This is a genomic window from Bradyrhizobium sp. McL0615, assembly GCF_049993905.1.
Classification (GTDB): Bacteria; Pseudomonadota; Alphaproteobacteria; order Rhizobiales; family Xanthobacteraceae; genus Bradyrhizobium.
Window position 1 is genome coordinate 4,201,673 of record NZ_CP188254.1, and the last position, 19,099, is coordinate 4,220,771.

The 19,099-nt window shown below is 61.6% G+C and carries 15 protein-coding genes and 2 pseudogenes; 4 read left to right on the forward strand and 13 right to left on the reverse strand.

The window, feature by feature from the left end; translation table 11 throughout:
• Positions 1 to 17 precede the first annotated feature (17 nt).
• On the forward strand, positions 18 to 1,274 hold the full coding sequence (locus ACPPVP_RS19705; RefSeq protein ID WP_426537945.1) for a tyrosine-type recombinase/integrase: 1,257 nt from the start codon (positions 18 to 20) through the stop codon (positions 1,272 to 1,274).
• Here the strand turns inward: ACPPVP_RS19705 and ACPPVP_RS19710 are convergent.
• Complete coding sequence (locus tag ACPPVP_RS19710) at positions 1,228 to 1,524, reverse strand: helix-turn-helix transcriptional regulator (protein ID WP_426537222.1); 297 nt, start codon at positions 1,522 to 1,524, stop codon at positions 1,228 to 1,230. The two genes, ACPPVP_RS19705 and ACPPVP_RS19710, sit on opposite strands and share 47 nt — an antisense overlap.
• Before the next feature lie 344 nt (positions 1,525 to 1,868).
• Here ACPPVP_RS19710 and ACPPVP_RS19715 point away from each other — a divergent pair.
• Positions 1,869 to 2,117, forward strand: a pseudogene (locus tag ACPPVP_RS19715) (integrase); the annotation flags it as partial.
• Between the two features lie 422 nt (positions 2,118 to 2,539).
• On the opposite strand, the gene ACPPVP_RS19720 reads toward ACPPVP_RS19715, so the two are convergent.
• Complete coding sequence (locus ACPPVP_RS19720) at positions 2,540 to 2,755, reverse strand: helix-turn-helix transcriptional regulator (protein WP_426537224.1); 216 nt, start codon at positions 2,753 to 2,755, stop codon at positions 2,540 to 2,542.
• Positions 2,756 to 2,883: 128 nt separating this feature from the next.
• Positions 2,884 to 5,895, reverse strand: a complete 3,012-nt coding sequence (gene traA, locus ACPPVP_RS19725) for a Ti-type conjugative transfer relaxase TraA (protein ID WP_426537226.1) — start codon at positions 5,893 to 5,895, stop codon at positions 2,884 to 2,886.
• Between the two features lie 170 nt (positions 5,896 to 6,065).
• On the opposite strand from traA, the gene ACPPVP_RS19730 reads away from it, so the two are divergent.
• Both ACPPVP_RS19730 and ACPPVP_RS19735 read left to right on the forward strand, forming a co-directional pair.
• Positions 6,066 to 6,392, forward strand: coding sequence for a conjugal transfer protein TraD (locus ACPPVP_RS19730; RefSeq protein WP_426537947.1), 327 nt, complete (start codon positions 6,066 to 6,068; stop codon positions 6,390 to 6,392).
• A gap of 1 nt (position 6,393) precedes the next feature.
• The gene (locus tag ACPPVP_RS19735) at positions 6,394 to 6,660 is read left to right on the forward strand and encodes a conjugal transfer protein TraD (RefSeq protein ID WP_426537228.1); all 267 of its coding nucleotides are present in this window, start codon (positions 6,394 to 6,396) and stop codon (positions 6,658 to 6,660) included.
• Positions 6,661 to 6,902: 242 nt separating this feature from the next.
• Here the strand turns inward: ACPPVP_RS19735 and ACPPVP_RS19740 are convergent.
• The 10 genes and pseudogenes from ACPPVP_RS19740 to ACPPVP_RS19785 all read right to left on the reverse strand — a co-directional run.
• A pseudogene (locus tag ACPPVP_RS19740) lies at positions 6,903 to 7,040 on the reverse strand (transposase); the annotation flags it as partial.
• Between the two features lie 133 nt (positions 7,041 to 7,173).
• A complete protein-coding gene (locus tag ACPPVP_RS19745; RefSeq protein ID WP_426537230.1) occupies positions 7,174 to 7,968 on the reverse strand; it encodes a hypothetical protein in 795 nt (264 codons plus the stop codon).
• Positions 7,969 to 8,940: 972 nt separating this feature from the next.
• Positions 8,941 to 9,360: a cupin domain-containing protein gene (locus tag ACPPVP_RS19750; RefSeq protein WP_426537949.1), complete on the reverse strand. Its 420-nt coding sequence runs from the start codon at positions 9,358 to 9,360 to the stop codon at positions 8,941 to 8,943.
• Between the two features lie 93 nt (positions 9,361 to 9,453).
• Complete coding sequence (locus tag ACPPVP_RS19755) at positions 9,454 to 10,890, reverse strand: MFS transporter (protein WP_426537232.1); 1,437 nt, start codon at positions 10,888 to 10,890, stop codon at positions 9,454 to 9,456.
• Positions 10,891 to 11,014: 124 nt separating this feature from the next.
• Positions 11,015 to 11,710: a glutathione S-transferase N-terminal domain-containing protein gene (locus tag ACPPVP_RS19760; RefSeq protein WP_426537951.1), complete on the reverse strand. Its 696-nt coding sequence runs from the start codon at positions 11,708 to 11,710 to the stop codon at positions 11,015 to 11,017.
• Positions 11,711 to 11,978: 268 nt separating this feature from the next.
• Entirely contained in the window at positions 11,979 to 12,380 is a 402-nt protein-coding gene (locus tag ACPPVP_RS19765) for an SPW repeat domain-containing protein (RefSeq protein ID WP_426537234.1), read from the reverse strand.
• 734 nt (positions 12,381 to 13,114) lie between these two features.
• A complete protein-coding gene (gene gorA, locus ACPPVP_RS19770) occupies positions 13,115 to 14,530 on the reverse strand; it encodes a glutathione-disulfide reductase (protein ID WP_426537953.1) in 1,416 nt (471 codons plus the stop codon).
• 357 nt (positions 14,531 to 14,887) lie between these two features.
• Positions 14,888 to 15,403: a Dps family protein gene (locus ACPPVP_RS19775; protein ID WP_426537236.1), complete on the reverse strand. Its 516-nt coding sequence runs from the start codon at positions 15,401 to 15,403 to the stop codon at positions 14,888 to 14,890.
• A 188-nt stretch (positions 15,404 to 15,591) separates the two neighbouring features.
• The gene (locus tag ACPPVP_RS19780; protein ID WP_426537238.1) at positions 15,592 to 17,187 is read right to left on the reverse strand and encodes a GMC family oxidoreductase; all 1,596 of its coding nucleotides are present in this window, start codon (positions 17,185 to 17,187) and stop codon (positions 15,592 to 15,594) included.
• 444 nt (positions 17,188 to 17,631) lie between these two features.
• The gene (locus ACPPVP_RS19785) at positions 17,632 to 18,669 is read right to left on the reverse strand and encodes a hypothetical protein (RefSeq protein ID WP_426537240.1); all 1,038 of its coding nucleotides are present in this window, start codon (positions 18,667 to 18,669) and stop codon (positions 17,632 to 17,634) included.
• Positions 18,670 to 19,099 lie beyond the last annotated feature (430 nt).

Below are 19,099 nucleotides of genomic sequence, written 5' to 3' on the forward strand. Positions count from 1 at the left end.
GCCTGGAGGGAAAGTCTTTGCTGACAGATGCGGCGCTTAAGGCTTTGAGGCCAAAGGAAAAATCGTACAAGATCACTGACCGTGACGGCATGTACGTGCTCGTGTCGCCCGCTGGTACGCTGTCGTTCCGGCTCGACTACCGTCTGCATGGCCGGCGCGAGACTGTCGTTCTCGGGAAGTACGGCCCAACCGGGCTATCGCTCGCACGAGCTCGCGAGAAATGCATCGATGCGAGGCGCGCAATAGGTGAGGGTCGTTCTCCCGCAATCGAGAAGCAGCGCGAAAAGCGGCGTCTGCTTGAAGCCAGAAGTTTCGGCGAGCTCGGTGAAAAGTGGCTCGTCGCCGCGCCCATGGCCGACAGCTCACGGGCAATGCGGCGATCGATCTTCGAGCGCGAGCTGCTTCCGGTCTGGCGCAGGCGCCTTCTGAATGAGATTGCATCAGACGATCTCCGTGCCCATTGCGCTGCCATCGTAGAGCGCGGGGCTCCTGCAACGGCGATCCACGTCCGCGATATCGTGAAGCAGATCTACGGGTTTGCGATCCTGCACGGCGAGAAGATCACCAATCCTGCAGATGAGGTTGGACCTGCGTCGATCGCAAGCTTTGTCCCGCGGGACCGTTCGCTTTCACCGACTGAAATTCGCATCATGCTCAAACAACTGGATCATGTCGCGACATTGCCTACCATCAGGCTGGGTATGCGTCTGTATCTGCTGACGATGGTCCGCAAGAGCGAACTGCTCGATGCCACATGGGATGAAGTCGATTTCGAGAATGCGGTCTGGACGATTCCCAAGGAGCGCATGAAGCGTTCGAGGGCGCATAATGTGTATTTCTCGCGCCAGGTGCTCGATATCTTCATTGCGCTGAAGACATGCGCAGGAAATTCGAAGTTCGTCCTGCCGTCGCGCTACGACGCGGACGCTCCGATGTCGCGGGCCACGTTTAACCGGGTCACGTACACGGTTGTTGAGCATGCAGAAAAGGAGGGGCTTCCGCTGGAGCCGTTCACGGTTCATGACCTGCGAAGGACCGCGTCAACACTTCTGAACGAACTCGGATTTAACAGCGACTGGATCGAAAAGTGCCTTGCGCATGAGGACGGGCGGTCATCCAGGGGAGTCTACAACAAGGCAGAGTACGAGGTGCAGCGCCGCCACATGATGCAGGAGTGGTCCAACATCGTCGATGCCTGGGTTGGCGGCCAGAAATACATCCCGACCCTTATTCCCCCTTCAATGCCGCTCCTGCAGCCCGACCCGGCACTATGACCGGCCGGGTTCGACGTTGTCTCACATCAGGATGCGGCGCACGGGCAGGAGGCGTTGATCTTCGCGCAGCGAGCCAGGCTTCGACCTCAGCGAGATCCCACACGACACACCGGGCCGATAGTGCGAACCGCCTCGGAAACTCGCCGCGCTGCTCCATTTCATAGATGGTGCTGTCGGCAAGCGGGACCATCTCGCGAAGCTGGTCCCGCCGGATGGTGCGCTTGATGGGTGTTGCTTCCCGACGTGTCATCTTGCTGTCCTGTAAGCGATTGAGACCAATAGATACTGGGCAACTAGAGTTTGGGGCTCCACCCGGCAACCGGCTGGCTAATGTGTCGTACAAAAAGAAACGTTTTGCGCTGTCGGATATAAGGTGGGCCAACCAGTTCGCTCGCACATCGCCGGGAGGAACCGCATCATGCCGTTGCGCGAAGGGCGGCCGGGCGCGATCGTCCGCAGGCCATTTCCCACCTGCAATCTGTAGTTTATCGGGAGCACCGAGGCGGACCGCACGGCTGGATTTCAAACGCCAGCAAGAGTATACATCGGGCACTGCACACCCTAAAGCATAATAGGCTTCAGTGCTCGATTGACGCCGCGCTGGTCGGTCATGCCAAAGGATCGGTGAACAGTAAATACATCCACACGCTCGATACCGCTCTTATCATGGCGGCCGATACGATTTCCGGTTATATCCAAGGCCTTCTGGACGGGGACAAGTTTAAGCAGACTGCCTACGCCTTGGATCGTGACACGCGGAAAGCCGCCTTGGCACGCTTCTTGGCAACGGCCGTCGGAGAGCGGCTGACCGAGACTGAAGATATGCAGGGCATTGCCGCCTAAAGTGGGCGGACCGCGACCGCTTCGGAAAAAGCGTTGGCTGACCGGAATACGAATCTGAGGGTCGGACGTTCGAACCGTTCCGGGCGCTTATCGAGCTCGCTGGAAAAGCTATTGATCTTAAAATTGGCTTAGAACGGTCCAGAATAAATTTCAGTTTAGTCTAGGATTTGGTCTGGGGAGTTTTCGCTGGCGAGCCGCGCTATCTCTTCGTTGCAGATTGGAAGCGCGACCGTGCCACCAATCCAACTTTGCCTGCACGGGGAGCCCAAACCGGGGCGGCCTCAGGCCGTCAAGGCCGGAGCCGCGAAGCGGGGGCGCGACAGCGCCAGCCTTTATGGCCTGAGGCCGGTCCGGTTCACTGCTGTCAGCAGCAAAAGGACATGCCATCGAACGGTCTGGCAGAAGGCAGGCAACCACCGACCTCACCGGACCTCATCGCGCTGACATTTCGGGCGCCATGCGACGGGATCGGCGACCCAGCGGTCGATGTCGGACTCATGCCAGCCGATCCCGTTGACGCTGATCTTGATCTGTGGCGGGAACGTGCCTTCAGCGATCTTGCGGTAGATGGTGGATCGGGACAACCCGCTCCGGGCAAGTACAGTTTTCAGACGGATGATACGGGCGGGTTCGTGCATGGCTGCGCTGCCTCCTGCTGGCTGTTTCTGACGACTGCTGAGACAGACAGGGCAGGCGTTTGCTGGCGCGCAAGAGGGATTTACCCGTCACCGCACTGTGGCGAAGAGTCGGCGGTAAAACGGACGAGTCAAATTTCGATGCCCCGGCCCCTTCCAAGGTCGATGCCGTGGGTGAAAGCAAGCTCGAGGCCGAGCCGGCGTCCTGATTCGAACGCGATGCCAAGCTCCCGCTTGCGGTTGTCGAGGATAGACTCCAGTTGCGGATCGCGTTCGAGGACTCTCGCCATGTCGCCCATCGCGGAGCGCGTGGCCCTGTAGCCGGATATGTCGCCTGCCTGATACTGGCGCAGGCTGGCCAGGTCGAGCTTCTGCCAGTCCTCCACGAAGCGGTCGGCGCGGCGGCCCGGATCGATGCGCAGTTCAGTTTCAAGCTGGAGCGCTCGGATGGCGCGGGCAGGGTTGCCCGAAGCGGCTTCCAGGGCGAGTTCCGGGTTCTTATTGTAGGCGGCTTCGGCGTCGTGCGAGCCATAGGGCCGCACCGCCTCGAAGACCTTGCGGGCTTCCTGCAATTCCTTCACCTGCTCGAGACTTGCATCGACGCCCAGCTTCTGCATATCAAAGATCGCATCCACGGCTCGGGCATGGCGGACCAGCGCTCGGGTACGCACGCGACGCAATTCCTTTTCTGGGTCTTCCGCCACCTTCCTGTCCGGCGCTTCGGTTTTGCGCCGCTCGGCTTCCGTACCGGTCCTTTCCCTTTCCGGCGTTTCCCGCTCAGGCCTTCGTCCGCCATCCGGGCCGGGCACATCTGAAGGAGAGCGAAGGCCGTCGAACATGTCGCGTAGCTTTTGCGGCACGACCTTGCGCACGATCTCGGCCACGCGCTCGCGGAAGGTGATCCCGCGCCGCTCGGCATAGCTCTGTACCGGATCGGCACGCTCGTAGTCCGAGGCCATATCCTTCGCGCGATCGCGCGACAGGGTGCGGGCGAGGCGGTCCTGATTGGCAAAATCGTCGCGGCCGTAATGCAGCTCCACGCCGTCACGGTGCCGCGACAGGGCGACATAGCTGCTGTGGGTGTCCATCCCCGGCGTCGCCAGTACATGGGTGCGATCCACCGTCATGCCCTGCGCCTTGTGGATGGTCGCGGCATAGCCATGGTCGATATGGTTATAATACTTGAGGTCGAAGCGTACGGATCGACCATCCTCGGTCTGAACGGTCATGGACTGCGGGCTCATCTGTTCGATGATGCCGAGGGTGCCGTTCTTCACGCCAAGCCCGCGCTCATTTTGCAGGAACATGACCCGATCTCCGCTGGCGAAGTTTCTCGCGCCGCGCTCGACCGTGACGTGCACCTCATCGCCAAGGCTTCCGGCTTCCCGCATCTTTTCGCGCGCCGCTTCGTTGAGGGCCCGCACTTCGTCGTTGGTGTGGGTGAGGATGATCCGGCTCCGGTCCGTTGATGTCTGCCGGTCGCGGTCCCAGCGGTCGATCAGATCGCCGCGCGCCTGCTCGCGGGTCTGGGCCTCATGCACCATGTCGTGGGAGCGATAGGCTTCCAGCGCATTGCCGGTTCTGCCGGTCGCCAGATCACGCGTTGCGTCCCGCTGCCAGTCCTCCCGTTGGCGGCGCACCTCGCCGATTTCCGCGCCGCCGTGACGCTCATGGATCGAGCGGAACGCCGCGCCGGCCTCTATTGATTGCAGCTGTTTTGGATCCCCGACCAGCACGACCTTGGCTCCGGCCTCAGTGGCATGGGACAGCACGCGTTCCAACTGCCGGGTACCGACCATGCCCGCCTCGTCGATCACCAGCACATCGCGGGTCGTGAGCAGGTCGCGGCCCTTTCCCCAGCCATGCTCCATGCTGGCGATGGTCCGTGATGCAATGCCCGATCCGCTTTCGAGGTTTTCCGCCGCGATGCCGGAAAGTGCCACGCCCCGGACCTCATAGCCCGCCGTCTCCCACGCCTCCCGTGCCACGCCCAGCAGCGCGCTCTTTCCCGTTCCGGCATGGCCGACGACGATGCCAAGATCGCGCCCATCCGTGATGTGCACCAGCGCATCGGCCTGCTCGCTCGAAAGGACAAGACCGCTCTGTTCGGCGCGCGCCAAAGCGACTTCGCGGTTCGCGCCGCGCACCTCATGGCGCTCCCGTTCGGCCATCAATCCGGCGCCGCGGTGCAGGCGCTGTTCCGCCTCGATCATGTCGCGGGTGGTGAAGCGGTCCTCGCCGCGTGAGTCCTTGCCGAGTTCGACAAGATCTGGAGCGCTACGCATCGCGCCCATGACTACGTTGAACTGCTCGATCCCGTCGCTGTGGCGGTGCGCGAAGATAGCTATATCGCGCCGCGTGAAGGTCGATTGCTGCTGTGTGATCGCGTCTAGCCCCAGCGAAGGATCGGCGATGATCCCCTCGCCATTATTGCGTGCAATCTCGCGGTGCATCTCGGCGCGGTCAGCCTCGGTCGCTTCGCCCTCGATGCCCCGGTCCTCGATACGTTTGGCGGGCGCGCCGATCTGGGTTTGCGGCTCCAGCGCGATACCCTGCGCTTCCAGGCTGCGATGGTCGATCCGCGCGTCGATGTCGAGTTCGGCTAGCCGCTCGTTGGCAAGCTCGGCCCAACGTTCCCGCCAGCGCTCGACCATCTCAGTGCGGTTCCAGTCCCGAACCTTCGGACCAAAACCGTTTTCGTCCACAACGCGCATGGTCAGCATGACATGGGCATGGGGTTTGAGCAGGCCGTCCTCGGCCATGTCCCAGTGCACATTGAGATCCGCGATCATGCCCCGATCCACGAATTCGCCCCGAGCGAAGTCGCGGGCCAGTTCGATGCCCTGGGCCTCACTCATCTCGCGCGGAATGGCGAACTCGACCTCGCGGGCAAGCTGAGCATCCTTGCGGACCTCGAACGCTTCGACATCGTTCCACAGGCGTTCGCGGTCGCCCCACGCCTCCGGCGCATTTTCAGGGAGCAGCACCTCGGAATGGACGACGCCGCGCTTGGCCGAAAAGTCATGGCTGCGGTCCAGGCGCTCGTCGCGCAAACGCGACCCAGAGCGGTAGGCAGCCGACGCCACCGCGCTGGAGCCAGACTTGCGGCCAATGACCTTGACGTGAAGATGGTAGATCGCCATCGCGATCAGATCAGTGGCACGGCAGAGCGCACGTCGGAACGACGTATAAGCGCGCCCTCCCTCGAAAAAATCTCGGGCGGGATCGCACCGTCTCAGCCCGTCCTGACAACCCTACAGCATTGTGCCGGATGCTCGACTATCATTTCTCATCAACGCTCAAGGAGACAATGATGCGGAAGCCAAGGGACTTTGATGCCGAACTGAAGGCGCTGGGGGACAAAGCCCGCGACCTCAAAAGCCGCAAAGTGCAGCAGCTTGGCGAACTCGTCATCGCCACGGGGGCTGACACGCTCAGCGCCGATGAACTGGCTGGCGCGCTGATCGTGCTAGCCGAGACGAAGGAGGCCGGAAAGAGGGAGGTATGGGCCAGGCGCGGGGCCACGTTCTTTCAAAGACGGGCGCGGCGAAATGCACCAACAACTGACCGCAACCTGGAAGGCACTCCGACGCAACCGGGCGGCCCGCAACCGCCATCAGGCCGCAAGGGCGCGGCATGACATGCGCACTTGGCAAGTCGAGCGCCGCAAGCGCACGCGGCGTCTCATCGAACTCGGTGGCCTCGTCGTGAAAGCTGGGATTGTGAACCTGACAGGAGACGACCGCGCCACGATCTTTGGCGCGCTGCTATGGTGCGCCGATAAGCTCAAAAGCGAACAAGGCGAACAGGCACGAGCACTGTGGGTGGAAAATGGGAAGCAAGCGTTTGAGGCGGCTTCGGCGACTCACAGCAAGACGGACCCAACTAGTCCGGCGGTTCGTCGTTAACATTTTACAAGAGCATCTCAACAGAGCGACGCCATGCCCGGGCGGCAGCGCAAACGCTAAGTTTTGGCGTGGACGCGGTCGATGCGCAGTTGCCGGGACAGGCCCCGCTGCGAAGGCCGCGATCGCCGACACCCGGGGCTGCGCTTGGCCGAGACACCCCAGGGTGGCTCGGTTCACGAGAGCCGTTTTGGCGAAGCGAACGCGCCCGGAAAGTTGTCCGACTCTGAATGCTGGAACCGACGGCCGAATTTGGCTTTCCAGTTATAGATCGTCGCCTCGGAGACACCGTGCTTGCGCGCCAGGTCGGCGGTCTTAGCGCCCGCGTCGTACTCCCTAAGCACCCCGATAATCTGCTTTTCCGTGAACCTTGCTCGCTTCATCTATCCGTCCTTCTGCAGGCCGGACTCTAACCTCAACTGGAGGAAATCGGCAGGGGCAGGTCACCTCCGCTCGCCGCGGGACAGTTCTGACACTTAGAAAACAGCGATGCCCTTTGACATAAGGGACTACTCGCTACTCTTGCCCAGCGGAGGCCGCCGCCGCAGTGCTCACGAAGAGACCCTGTAGCGATTTGAGCGTCAGGTCGACCACCGCTGCGTTGGGGCTGCCCAGCTGAGCAACTTTGTCGGTAGTGATGAGATTAGTCACTCGCAATTCCTCCCGAGACAGTTCATGTAAATCTTCCCACGGCGGAACGTTTAGCGACAGTGACAACAGATCACCCGCGCCGCCCATGTCGAAGGTGTATTTGGCGAGACTTCCGATATCGCGCTCAACGGTCATGAGATCATATGCGCTGTAGCTCGCGGCCCGTGCATTGTCAGCGCGGTCACCCATCCAGATCTGATGCACGCGGACATGCGCCTGTTCAGGCACGTAACGCGACTTGCCCGACAGCAGCAGAAAAACGCACATTGATTCGCAGTAGGCCTCCGGCGACACGTGGGCGCGCTCACCACGTGAGCCGGGGGTAAGCACGCTCACCCCGACGGTCGTGAACATTTCGAGCGCCCGGAACCGCCGTCCGAGCGCCATCGCGTCGTTGACCGAGCCGCCGCTGGAATCCAGCACGATAGTTTCGCCCTTGAGCTGATGATCGCGCGCGAAAGCATCGAAGTCGCTTGGGGTCTCGGCGGTGACGATGCCGACTGCGCTGATCCAGCCTCGGCAATTCGGCTGGCAAGCGACCCAGCTGAATTTCATCGGCAATTGGCGTTCTTCGAGGGCGACGCCGGCATACGCCGAGCAGTCCAGCATGGCCACCAGGCCAAGCAATGCGATGCAACGGGTGGCGGCGCTGAGCAACATCCAAGCTCGGGTGGTCGTCCAGTGAGCGAGCATGATTCCTTAACCTCGGGTGGTGTTAGCCGCGTTACGACGGCGTATATGCACCGGCGACTGCTGACGCTGCCCGTCCGGCGATACAGCTTCAGAATCGAATCTCGGCCAACGCTGATGCTTGGCGCGCCATTTCGGGCCGGGGCCACGCATGTAGTGCAGCCCGGGTCGGTAGCTGTCGCGCACGTCCATAATCAGGTTGTGAATGACACTGGCGAAGTCGGAGACAAACTCAGCTGTCCTACGAGCGGTTGCACCCATTGTTGTCATCGATGAACCTCTCCTATTTCTCTTGCCGCTCAACACATCGGCCGTTATGCCCAAGCGTAGCCTCCGAGAGATGGGCCAAGCCATTGCACAGAGGTTGATCCTCACCGGACCCTTGGCTGAGAAGAGCACACCAAGGTTTAGGCCGTGCCCACGAGGGCCTTGCGACTGATGGGAAGGTCGCACCTCCTTCATGGCGCATTATCGCTTTCAGCAGCTGGCAATCCAACTGGCTCAAAGTTGCGAGGTGCGAAATGCCAAGAAGACACAGCGGATCGGATTGGCACCACCTCACGCTCTACCCGCCTGCGCAGATGAGGTTAGCAGGCGGGTTTGCTGCGGGCCGCCGGAGAGAATGAAAACGATAACGATCCGCGCCCGCGTCTACCGGCGAAGCGCACGGAAGCAACCGCAGACGAGCGAAAATGATGCCTCGCCCTTGCCGATCTCGTAGCGGTGCTCGTCCAGCGCTTCGGAAAGATCACTGGGAATCTCGACTGGGCCTGCTCATCGCTTTCGATCGATTCGCTTCGGTCGAGCCGAGCATCAGCAACGTTAGTCGAAGTGCTTTTCGCGGCGCTTTCAAGGGCCGCCCCCTCAAGCGACAGCATTGTCTCGTTGATGATGTTCTCGTTGCCTCTTTGAGGGTACTCGTTTTTCAATACGTCTGAAGGTTTATTTGATGGGCGTGGTTAGAGGGTTGTCATTGGTGTCGAGGACGAAGACAGCGAGCAGCTTTGCGGGCTCGGTCTTGCTCGCGTTGCGGCTGATCGAATGGATAGCGCCCGGCGGTTCGGACCAGCTCTCGCCTGCCCGATAGATGCGCGTCTTGCCGTCATTCACCTTCGACTCGATCGCGCCCGAAATCACATAGGCGTAGATGAAAGCCGACTTCGCGTGGGAGTGGGGCACGGAGGCCGCGCCGGGTGCGTAATCGACTTCCACAGCGATCAACGACTTGCCAAGGATATTGGGAATGGCCGCCTCGAAGTTCTTCGTAACGGTTTGCGCTTCGCGATCATGGGCGTGGATGGGGCCGGCCATCGAGAAGGCGAAGGCGGCGCAGGTGGCGGCGATGATGGTTCGGATATTCATGGGCTTTCTCCTTCTGCCTATAGGTTGGTCTTCGTTCTTCATTGTTTCCTCCCGGCCTTGCTGGCCTGCTGCTGATTACGGACACCGAACGGGTCAGTCTCGCGGGATGAAGTCGACGTGGGGCCCCGGCTCGATAATGAACACCGCGAGCGTGGCGAGAACGCACGCGACCGCTGCGATAGCCATCGCCATGTGGAATCCTGAGAATAGCTGAGGACCGCCCTGCTGCAGGACGCCGCCGAGCAGGGCGATGGCAAAGAGGGACCCGGCGCGTGAGACCGCGCTGTTGACACCAGACGCGGTTCCGGCGCGATCGGACTCGATGGAGGTGAGGACGAGGGTCGTCAACGGTGCGATCGCCAGGCTCATGCCCAGCGACAGCAACAGGATGGGGGGGAAGATGTCCGCCCAATAGGTGGCGTTCGAACCGACACGGAGCATCATGGCGCATCCCAAGGCGACGACGGCGCCGCCAGCGAACAATGGCAAGCGCCGGCCGAACCCGCGGCAGAGCATGCCGGCGAGCGGCGAGACGACCATAATCAGCACTTGCAGGGGAATGAATGCCATGCCCGCTACCAGCGTCGGCAGGTGCGCGCCCCGGATCATCACGAACGGGATCAAGGTTAGCACGATCGTGAACGCTCCGTAGAGGAGCGCGGTGAACAGGTTCGCGCCGAGGACCGACCGCGAGGCGAAGAGGGAAGGGGGCAGCATGGCGTTGTCGCCTAATCGCCGTTCGGTCACGATGAGGCAGGCAAAGCCGCCCAGACCGACGATCAGGGTGACGAGCACCCAACGGTTCAGACCGGAACCGTTGGTCAGGCTGGTCAGCCCCGCACCCAGCCCGCCGAGCCCGACTGTCGAAAAGACCGCGCCACCGACGTCGACCCGAGCGTGGCTCGTCGCGGAGTCCTTGGGTATCCACACGGCGCCGACGGCCAGCGCGCCGGCGACTACGGGCAGGAGCATCAGAAAGGTGGTCCGCCAGGACCCGTGATCCAGGATCGCGCCGGCGATCGCGGGCGCAACGCCGCTGGCGACAGCCGCGGCGGCGGACCAGATGCCGACCGCACGGGCTTTCTTGTCGGCGGGAAAGGCCTGCCCGAGCAGGGAAAGGCCGTTGGGCAGGATCAAGGCTTCGCCCAAGCCTTGCAGGAACCGGCCGACGATCAGTGGGGTGAAACTCGGCGCGAAACCAATCGTGGTCCCACCCAGGCCATAGAGAGCGATCCCCGCGAGGAAAATCCGCTTCTGTCCGAATCGGTCACCGAGAGCGCCAGCGACCAAGGTCAGGGCCGCGAGCGGCAGGAGCTCGGCGTTCATCACCCACTGCAAATCGAGCGGCGACAGGCGCATCTCTCGGCCAATCGCCGAGAGCGCAACCGTGACGACGGCGCTGCTGACGAACACGAGGCAGCTGCCCAGGCTCGACGCGGCGAGCACCTTCGTGCTGCCCTGCGCGCCGACAGCCTTAGGCTCGGAGAGCGCCAGGCTGCGGTCGGTCAGGATTAGGGACGCGCTGCTCACGACCTAATCCCTCAGGTTGGGTCGAGCGATTCGCGGCGCGCGAGCTCATTGGCCAGCAGCCTGAAGCCCCGCCGCCGTGTCCATTCGCGGATCACTCCTCTCATCAACCTCAAGCAGACTCTCCCTAGACCGCCGTCACTTTCAACCCGCGCTCCACCGCCGGACGCGCGAGGCCACGGTTGAGCCACGCCTGCACATGAAGAAAGCGGCCGAAGCCGACAAGGTCGCGCGCTTCGTAAAAGCCGATCAAATTGCGCACCCAGCCGAGCAGCGAAATATCGGCGATGCTGTAGTCAGCGCCCATCACCCAGTCGCGGCCCGCGAGCCGTTCGTCGAGGACACCGAGCAGCCGCGCTGATTCGGTTGCGTAGCGGTCGCGCGGGCGCTTGTCCTCATGGGCCTTGCCGGCGAATTTGTTGAAGAAGCCGACCTGGCCGAACATCGGCCCGACTCCGCCCATCTGCCACATCACCCACTGGATCGTTTCGTAGCGAGTGTTCGGATCGACGGAGATAAGTTGTCCCGTCTTGTCGGCAAGATAGAGGAGGATCGCGCCCGATTCGAACAGCGCGAGCGGTGTGCCGCTCGGCCCGTCGGGGTCGTAGATTGCGGGAATCTTGCCGTTGGGGTTGAGCGCGAGAAAGGCCGGGTCGTGGCTTTCGGCCGCTATGATGTCGATCCGGTGCGGCTCGTAGGCGAGGCTCGTTTCCTCAAGCATGATGCCGACCTTCACCCCATTGGGCGTCGGAGCGGAAAAGAGCTGCAGCCGATCAGGGCACTGGCTCGGCCAGCGCGTGAAAATTGGATGATTGAGTGTCATTTTTTTCCTGGGTGAGCGGGCCGAGCTGCGCCGGGATATGGCCGAATCTCCCGCCTGGATGCGTGCCCAGATAATCGCCGCGACCCAAAGGGAAACGATAATCCACGACAAAGGGCACAATTGCTCGCCCTCCTCGAGTCCTCACGGACGAACATCGGCAACCAGGCGAGCATCGAGCCTTTTCGATGCTCGCCTATGTTTGGCGGGGGACGCGCGACCCAAGAACAGGTGCCGCACGTCTCGACCCTTTACGCCGCCGTCGCCGCCTTCAACCCGCTAGGCGCGTGTCCAAACCCGAATGCTTCACGACTGGTTCCTCAGGCGCGTTCAAGACTGACGTTGAGAGGAAGACAGCGGCAGCGAGGACCCAGTAGTACCAGGCGTCGAGTCCAGCGAATTTGAAGGCAAACGGTGCGATGACAAACACCACCCCGACGGCGCGATCGACCCAAAGGTGCAGCCAGTAGGGGATGATGCGGACGAGACCGGTGGGATGGTCGGTCAGAGTGGCCAAGAGCAGCGCGGCGACACCGACAACAACCGAAAGCCACATTGCGACCGGTCCGCTCTGGCCGAGCTTCAGCACGAACGGCGCTGCCATCAGGACGATCGCGACGGGATAATCGATCAGGTAGGCGTGGATAGACTTGGTGATGAAGCGGAACGACATTGGTGACTCCTATGTGCTTGGTTGCTTGAGCGGGTCCTTGCGACGCGGAGAGTGCATCCACCAAGAGGACGATCACGCCGCCCTATGCTGGCAAGCACTCCGCACAACCGTGACAGGTCAGTCCGGTTAGATGCACAGAAAAGCTATGCCGGCACGCCAACCGTTGGAAATGCCCGGTCGTTATAGTTTCCATTCCACTCGCCCGGCGCCATGGAAGCGAGTTAGTGCGGCGTAGAGCGTCGACCGCCAGTCCAAGAGCGGAGTGAACTTCAGGCGCACGAGGCGACGATGCTTCAGTGTCTAGGTGTCGAGGTCAGGCTTGGGAAGATCGTCCGGACCGCGCCATACGTCATCCGCTTCATTCCCAGGGCATCCCACCAGGTCCGCGACGGTCGTCGTGCGTTATGCCGAGGGGCAGCTTTCGACCTTCGGTGTCGCAGCTGTCAGGCGACCTCCTCGATCACGAACTCCCTTCCGTTGAACGAGATCGCGTCACCGGCGCACTTGCCCTCCAACTCAGCTTAGATCGGTCCCTGGGTGGAGATAACAGAACGGCATCTCCCAACGCCTGGCACGCCGCAACACGGCCGGCGCACTCGTCGCTAGAGAAGTGGCGTGGCGTTATCGATTTCATTCTCGGCCGCTTGAGGCCTGGAGCATCTAGTCTAGACTAGTGAGCTGCTCGACGGCCCGTGGCTTTGCGAGCCGGCCCTTCCGAGCACGCGCCGGCCGCGTCAAACGGCGGCGCTTGGGACGAGCGGTGTCGAAGCGTCGCGCCGGTCGTAACGCACGGTCGGCGTCTGCATTGCGACGATCTCCTCGCCGACTGTCGGGTGCACGGCCATGATCGACATGAAGTCTTTCATGGTGGCTCCGCTGCCGACGGCGATGGCGAGCACCTGGATCATCTCGCTGGCCTCTTCAGCGAAGATATGGATCCCGAGGATCCGGTCAGACTCGCAATCCACGACGACCTTCAGAAGCCTGGCCTTGCAATCGCCCGTTACGGCCGCCTTCAGCGGGCGGAAGCGGACCTTGTAGACGTCAACAGCAAGATATTGCGCCCTCGCTTCCAGCTCCGTCAGGCCGACGGTGCCGATCTCCGGGCTGGAGAAAACCGCGGTCGGCACATTGGAGTAGTCGACCTGCCAAGCTTTCTTGCCGAACACGCTGTCGGCGAACGCGTGGCCTTCGCGGATCGCGACGGGCGTTAGGTTGATCTGGTTCGACACATCGCCCACCGCGTAGATGTTCGGGATGTTCGTGCGCGAGTTTGCGTCGACAATGATCGCGCCGTCTGCCCCAGTCTTGAGCCCGGCGCGGTCGAGCCCGAGCGAAGTCGTGTTCGGGGTGCGGCCGAAGGCAAGCAGCACCTGGTCGGCCATCAGCCTTCCGCCCTGTTCGGTCGTAACGTCGATCCTACCCGCACGGTCGCCACCGCCGACGTCCCCGTCCCGTCGTTCGAGGCGGCGGATGGTGTCGCCAAACAGAAGCTTAATGCCACGGTTCGTATAGGACCCGGCGACCGCCTGGCGCACGTCCTCGTCAAAGCCACGGAGCACATTGCTCCCGCGGCACACGACGGTGACGTCGCTTCCCAGCGCGGCAAACAGACCAGCAAACTCCATCGCGATGTATCCGGCCCCCCCGATGACAAGCTTTCTCGGGAAAGTCTTCAAGTCGAAGACGCCGTCCGAGGTGATACCGAGCTCAATGCCGTCGAAGGGAGGCAGTTCGGGCCGTGCGCCTGTCGCGATCAAGATCGTGCGCGCTCGTACGCGGCGGCCGTCTTCGAGGAGGCGCACCGTATGCGCGTTCTCGAGCACAGCGCGAGATCTCACGACCTCGACGCCCGCGCCTTCCTGACCGGTACCGTAGAGCCCTTCCAGGCGTGTAATCTCGCGATCCTTCGCGGCGATCAATGACGGCCAGTCGAAATGCGGGACCGACAAGCGCCAGCCGAATTCCGCGGCCTCGTCGAATGTGTCGCTGAAACGGCTCGCGTAGACGAACAGTTTCTTCGGCACGCAGCCGCGGATGACACACGTCCCTCCCAGCCGATACTCCTCGGCGAGCATCACTTTGGCGCCGTGTCCCGACGCGACGCGCGCAGCGCGGATGCCTCCTGACCCACCACCAATCACGAACAAGTCGACATCGAACTCCGCTTCACGGGAAGGCGCTGACGCCTTGGCCGCCGATGTCGATACGCCTGGGGGGGCCTGCAATAAATCTGTGTCGCTCAAGTCAGCATCCAATCCATTCTGTCCGCCGGTCGAAATGCGTGCGCTGACCGAATTGTCCGCGCACGCGCGGGGGTGAACGTCTGCCTAGAGTTGCTCTCACTCTGAATTCGAATAGTCGAGAGTGTAGCGCACACGCTGCCGCTTCGGACTCGTGGCATCGTGGTTTGGACTTTCGGCTCAGCGCATCCGTCGATGATGCGCGGCCGTACAGACTCGCTCACGAACCACGCATGATTCTCGGCCGCAAGCGTGCGCTCGGGGTCAAGCTCTCCGGGTCGTCTCGAACAGGAACCATGTGCGACGTTCCGCCTCGTCGATCCAGTTTTCGATCAGGCTGGCCGTGGCGACATCGCCGTGCTCGTCGCAGACATTGCGGGCCTGCCGCATGCGCTGTGTGAGCGCCAGGTTGTCTTCCTTCAGCTCGGTCAGCATGTCTTCGGCCGTGACGAAATCCGCTTCATTGTCCTCGATATGCTTCACCCTGGCGATGTGGCCGATCGAGCGGATCGTTGTGCCGCCGATCTTGCGCGCTCCTTCCGCGATGTCGTCCGTCATCGCGAAAATCTGCGCAGCCTGCTCGTCAAGAAGGAGGTGATAATCCCGGAAATGCGGGCCTGATATGTGCCAATGGAAGTTCTTGGTTTTGACGTAAAGCGCGAACACGTCTGCCAGAAGCACAGTGAGGGCGGCGGAAATATCCTTGGTGGCGTTGGAACCGAGATCGGTCGGCGTGTCGAGCGGCACCTCGCGGCGCTTTCTCGCGTCCTCTATACTCATTATTGGATCCCTCCTTCAGGGTTGATGCAGTCTTACTGTTCGTGGAGGATCACTCTGAACAAGCCATTTTGCGAAATAGAGTCTGCACGTTTGCAAGGACTCGGCTCTTTGACGTTAACGCGACATGGTCGAGTCCGCCTTCGATGACTGTCTCTACGTCGGGCCACGTCGGCCTGCGCCATAGCTCCTTAGGCCCGCTTTAAATCCTCGACCAACATCCCCGTGCCGTGGCGCGCGAGCGCCTGGGTCGGGGCGTTGGTATTGCCACTGGTGATGGTGGGCATGATCGAGGCGTCGATTACCCGGAGACCGTCGACCCCGCGGACCCTGAGCCTTGCATCGACCACCGCTCGCGCATCCTGGCCCATCCGGCACGTGCCGACCGGGTGAAACATCGTCGTCACGACACGCTTCACCCATTCGCCGATCTCGGCGTCCGACTGGATGCGCGGGCCGGGCTCGATCTCTTCCGCGATCACCGGCGCCAGCGACTCCTGTGCCATGACCTTGCGGACCGCGCGCACCGATTCCACCGCCGCCCTCAGGTCTTCTTCCTCGCCCATAAAGTTAGGGTTGATGAGCGGCATTGACGTCGGGTCGCTGTCGGCCAGCCGTACCCAGCCACGGCTCTTGGGCTGAAGCACCACGAGTTCGAAGGTGATGCCCGAGCGGTCGCCCGTCGGGCTGATTCCATCGGCAGCGATGATAGGCACGTGATAGCATTGGATCGTGGGTTCGGCGGCGAAGTCGGACGGATTCCAGTGGGAAACCGTCTCGATGCCGTTGCCCGACGCCGGGCCATCCTTGGTGACGAAATAGCGCAGGCCCGCCTTCACGGTGCCGAGACCCTGGGCGGCCGCCTGATAGCCGAGATCGCCCTTTACGTAGGCACGGACCGGCACGATCGCGTGGTCGTGGAGATTTTCGCCCACCTCCCGAGAATCCACTATCACAGCGATACCGTGCTGGCGCAGCTGCTCGGCCGGCCCTATGCCCGAGTGCATAAGGATCTTCGGGCTATGGACGGTGCCAGCCGACAGCACGACCTCGTCGGCCATGATCCTCTCCAGGCCGTTGTCCATGAGCTCGACGCCAACGGCCCGCTTGTTCTCGACGAGGATGCGAACGACCGTCTTGCCGGTGAGAAGGGTGACGCGGCCTGAGGCGAGGTGCGGACGCAGATAAGCGTCGACCGCGCTGCACCGCCGCTGATTTCCGACCGTTGACTGCACCGGCGAGACGCCGATCTGGCTCTCGCCGTTATAGTCGGGATTATAGGGAAGCCCATATTCCTGGAAGGCTTTGAGGCAATATTGGTTCAGCTTGTTGATGCCCTTGGGCAGCTGGACCGACAGGCCACCATCGATGCCGTGATATTCGTCGTGAAAGGTGTCGTTGTGTTCCTGCGCCATGAAGACGGGAAGCAGGTCTTCATACGACCATTTGCCCGTGTTGCCGACCGCGTCCTGCCACGCGGCGTAGTCGCGCATCTGACCACGGACGTAGGCCATCGCGTTGATCGAGGAGCCGCCGCCGAGCACCTTGCCTGAGCGATAGGCTCGCGTGGTGCCGTGCTGGGGAACCGTCTCGTATTTCCAGACATGCCGGTCGTGGGCCAGCATTTTGGCGAACCCGGCAGGAATGTGGATGAACGGATCGCGATCCATGTCGCCGGCTTCGATCAGCGCGATCGACGCATCGGTGTGTTCGGCGAGATAACTCGCAACGACGCAGCCGGCCGCGCCCGCACCAACAATGACAATGTCGTAGGCTTCCTGGGACATCAGTGTCTTTCTTTTCACGCCATTTGTATCGTTCAATCAACACCCGTAGCCGGAGCAGCGCCATCGCGGTGCCTGATCCTGAGTTTGATTGGAACGTGCTTTTGGAGAATGACCTTGCAACGCCGGCGAGGGAAATCACCTCTCGCCATAGAGTCGATAGACGATCGTTATTGCCGCTCGCCCCGCGTCGTGATGCCGTAGCGAGGAATGCCACCGGCCGCATGGCACCTGGAAACCGACGTTGAAACACTTTGGGAGGATGAACACTGAACAAGGTCGCGCCCGAGCAGCGGTGGTAGCGCGCTACGTTCATTCAACGCTTCCCCCCATACATTGGGTCAGGCCGCTCGCGCTTCGTTATTGCAATCCCGTGATTTCAGAAACTCGCTTTCGAACAGCCGCGTGGGAACGACGTATTTGACCGCGAGAATTTACGGTCGCAAGTCACGAAGCCATTGCACCGATCCTGACGCCAGACATTCCCGCGATGATCGCGGCCGCGACGATGGCGCTCATCGCGACGCAGACACCCCAAAGGCGATCGGCATTACGTTGATCAACACCGTGTGCGATCAGCACCACTCTCAGCCCTGAAGCAAGGTGGCTCAGGACGAAGAAGGCGCCTAGTGCATAGTGAGGCAGCAGACGGATATTCCATGCGTCATGAATGAGCCCAGTCGGGGCTCCGATCGCGAAATCCCAATCTGTCGGTATGCCGAGGAAGCTTCGCGCGTAGACGAAGACCGAGTTCATGTGGCCGAGAATGTACACTGAGAGATAGGCTCCCGAAGCTACCTGATAGGTCCGCTGGAAGTCATGCGCTGCGGCGCTCCAACGCCATGCCAGAAAGAGGCCGGTGCCGATCTGGAAAAGCATGGCCGCCACCAACAACGGTTCACCTACGGCAGAGCGATAAACCACGCGTCCGATCTTCATAACGGCCGCATGCGCATCCGGCCCTATCAAGCCGAACAGATGATTGGTGAGATGAAACACCACATATAGAGACAGGACCGCGGCCGTTACGCCGTGGACCACCCGCCAACCCCCGACTGCAGGCACGGCTGCAGCGACCGGATCTCGGGCAGACTGCGACCAGATCGCGATTGCGAGCCAAATCGCGCACCAGACGACCTCGTCGGGAATAGGGCTCTTGATCAAGATCTGGACAACGCCGAGAAAGACATAGAGCGTTGGCGACACAACGCTGGCATAGGCGAGGCGTCTTGAGCCGGGACTGGACGTGGGACGACAAGCCAGAGCGATCCCAAGAAGCGGCACGACGAACGCAACGATCAGGACGAAGGTCGCGCTGGCGATTGCGAGCGGTGGCGGGATTACGGCCTGCGTGCCGACGATGGCATGAAAAGCATTGAGCAGAAATGGATAACAAAGCGCCGCCGCCGCGGGAACCAGAGCCAAATAGTCAAAGCGCTTCTCAAGAAACCTTCCGCGATTCTGCGGGTGAACGAATGCTTCCATCATAAACCTATAAAGCCATAACAATAACCGGTGTCCGAGACGACTTCCAAGACAGGTTTAAAAACTCGCCTTCGCGTATCACGCCGCGCGGCAAGCGGCCAATAACGATTGTCTATCGACTCTATGGCGAGAGGTGATTTCCCTTGCTGGTGTTGCAAGATCATTCTCCAAAGCATCGTCGTGCCGAAACTTTTAGCGCCGAAACCGACACGCGGAACACGATGCCAGATTGAGAAGCCAGGAGGCTCGATATGCAGAGCAACGACGCAATTGAAGTCGTCGCGCCTCTTGGATGCTGCAGCCTGTATCGAGACTGGCCGACGGTGACTATCTCGACCTGTCCGATTCAATTGCGGCATTCCAGGTCCTTGGAGAGACGGAAGTGAGTGCGACTGACAGAACAGAGTATTCGGCTCCGGCGACCCGGCTC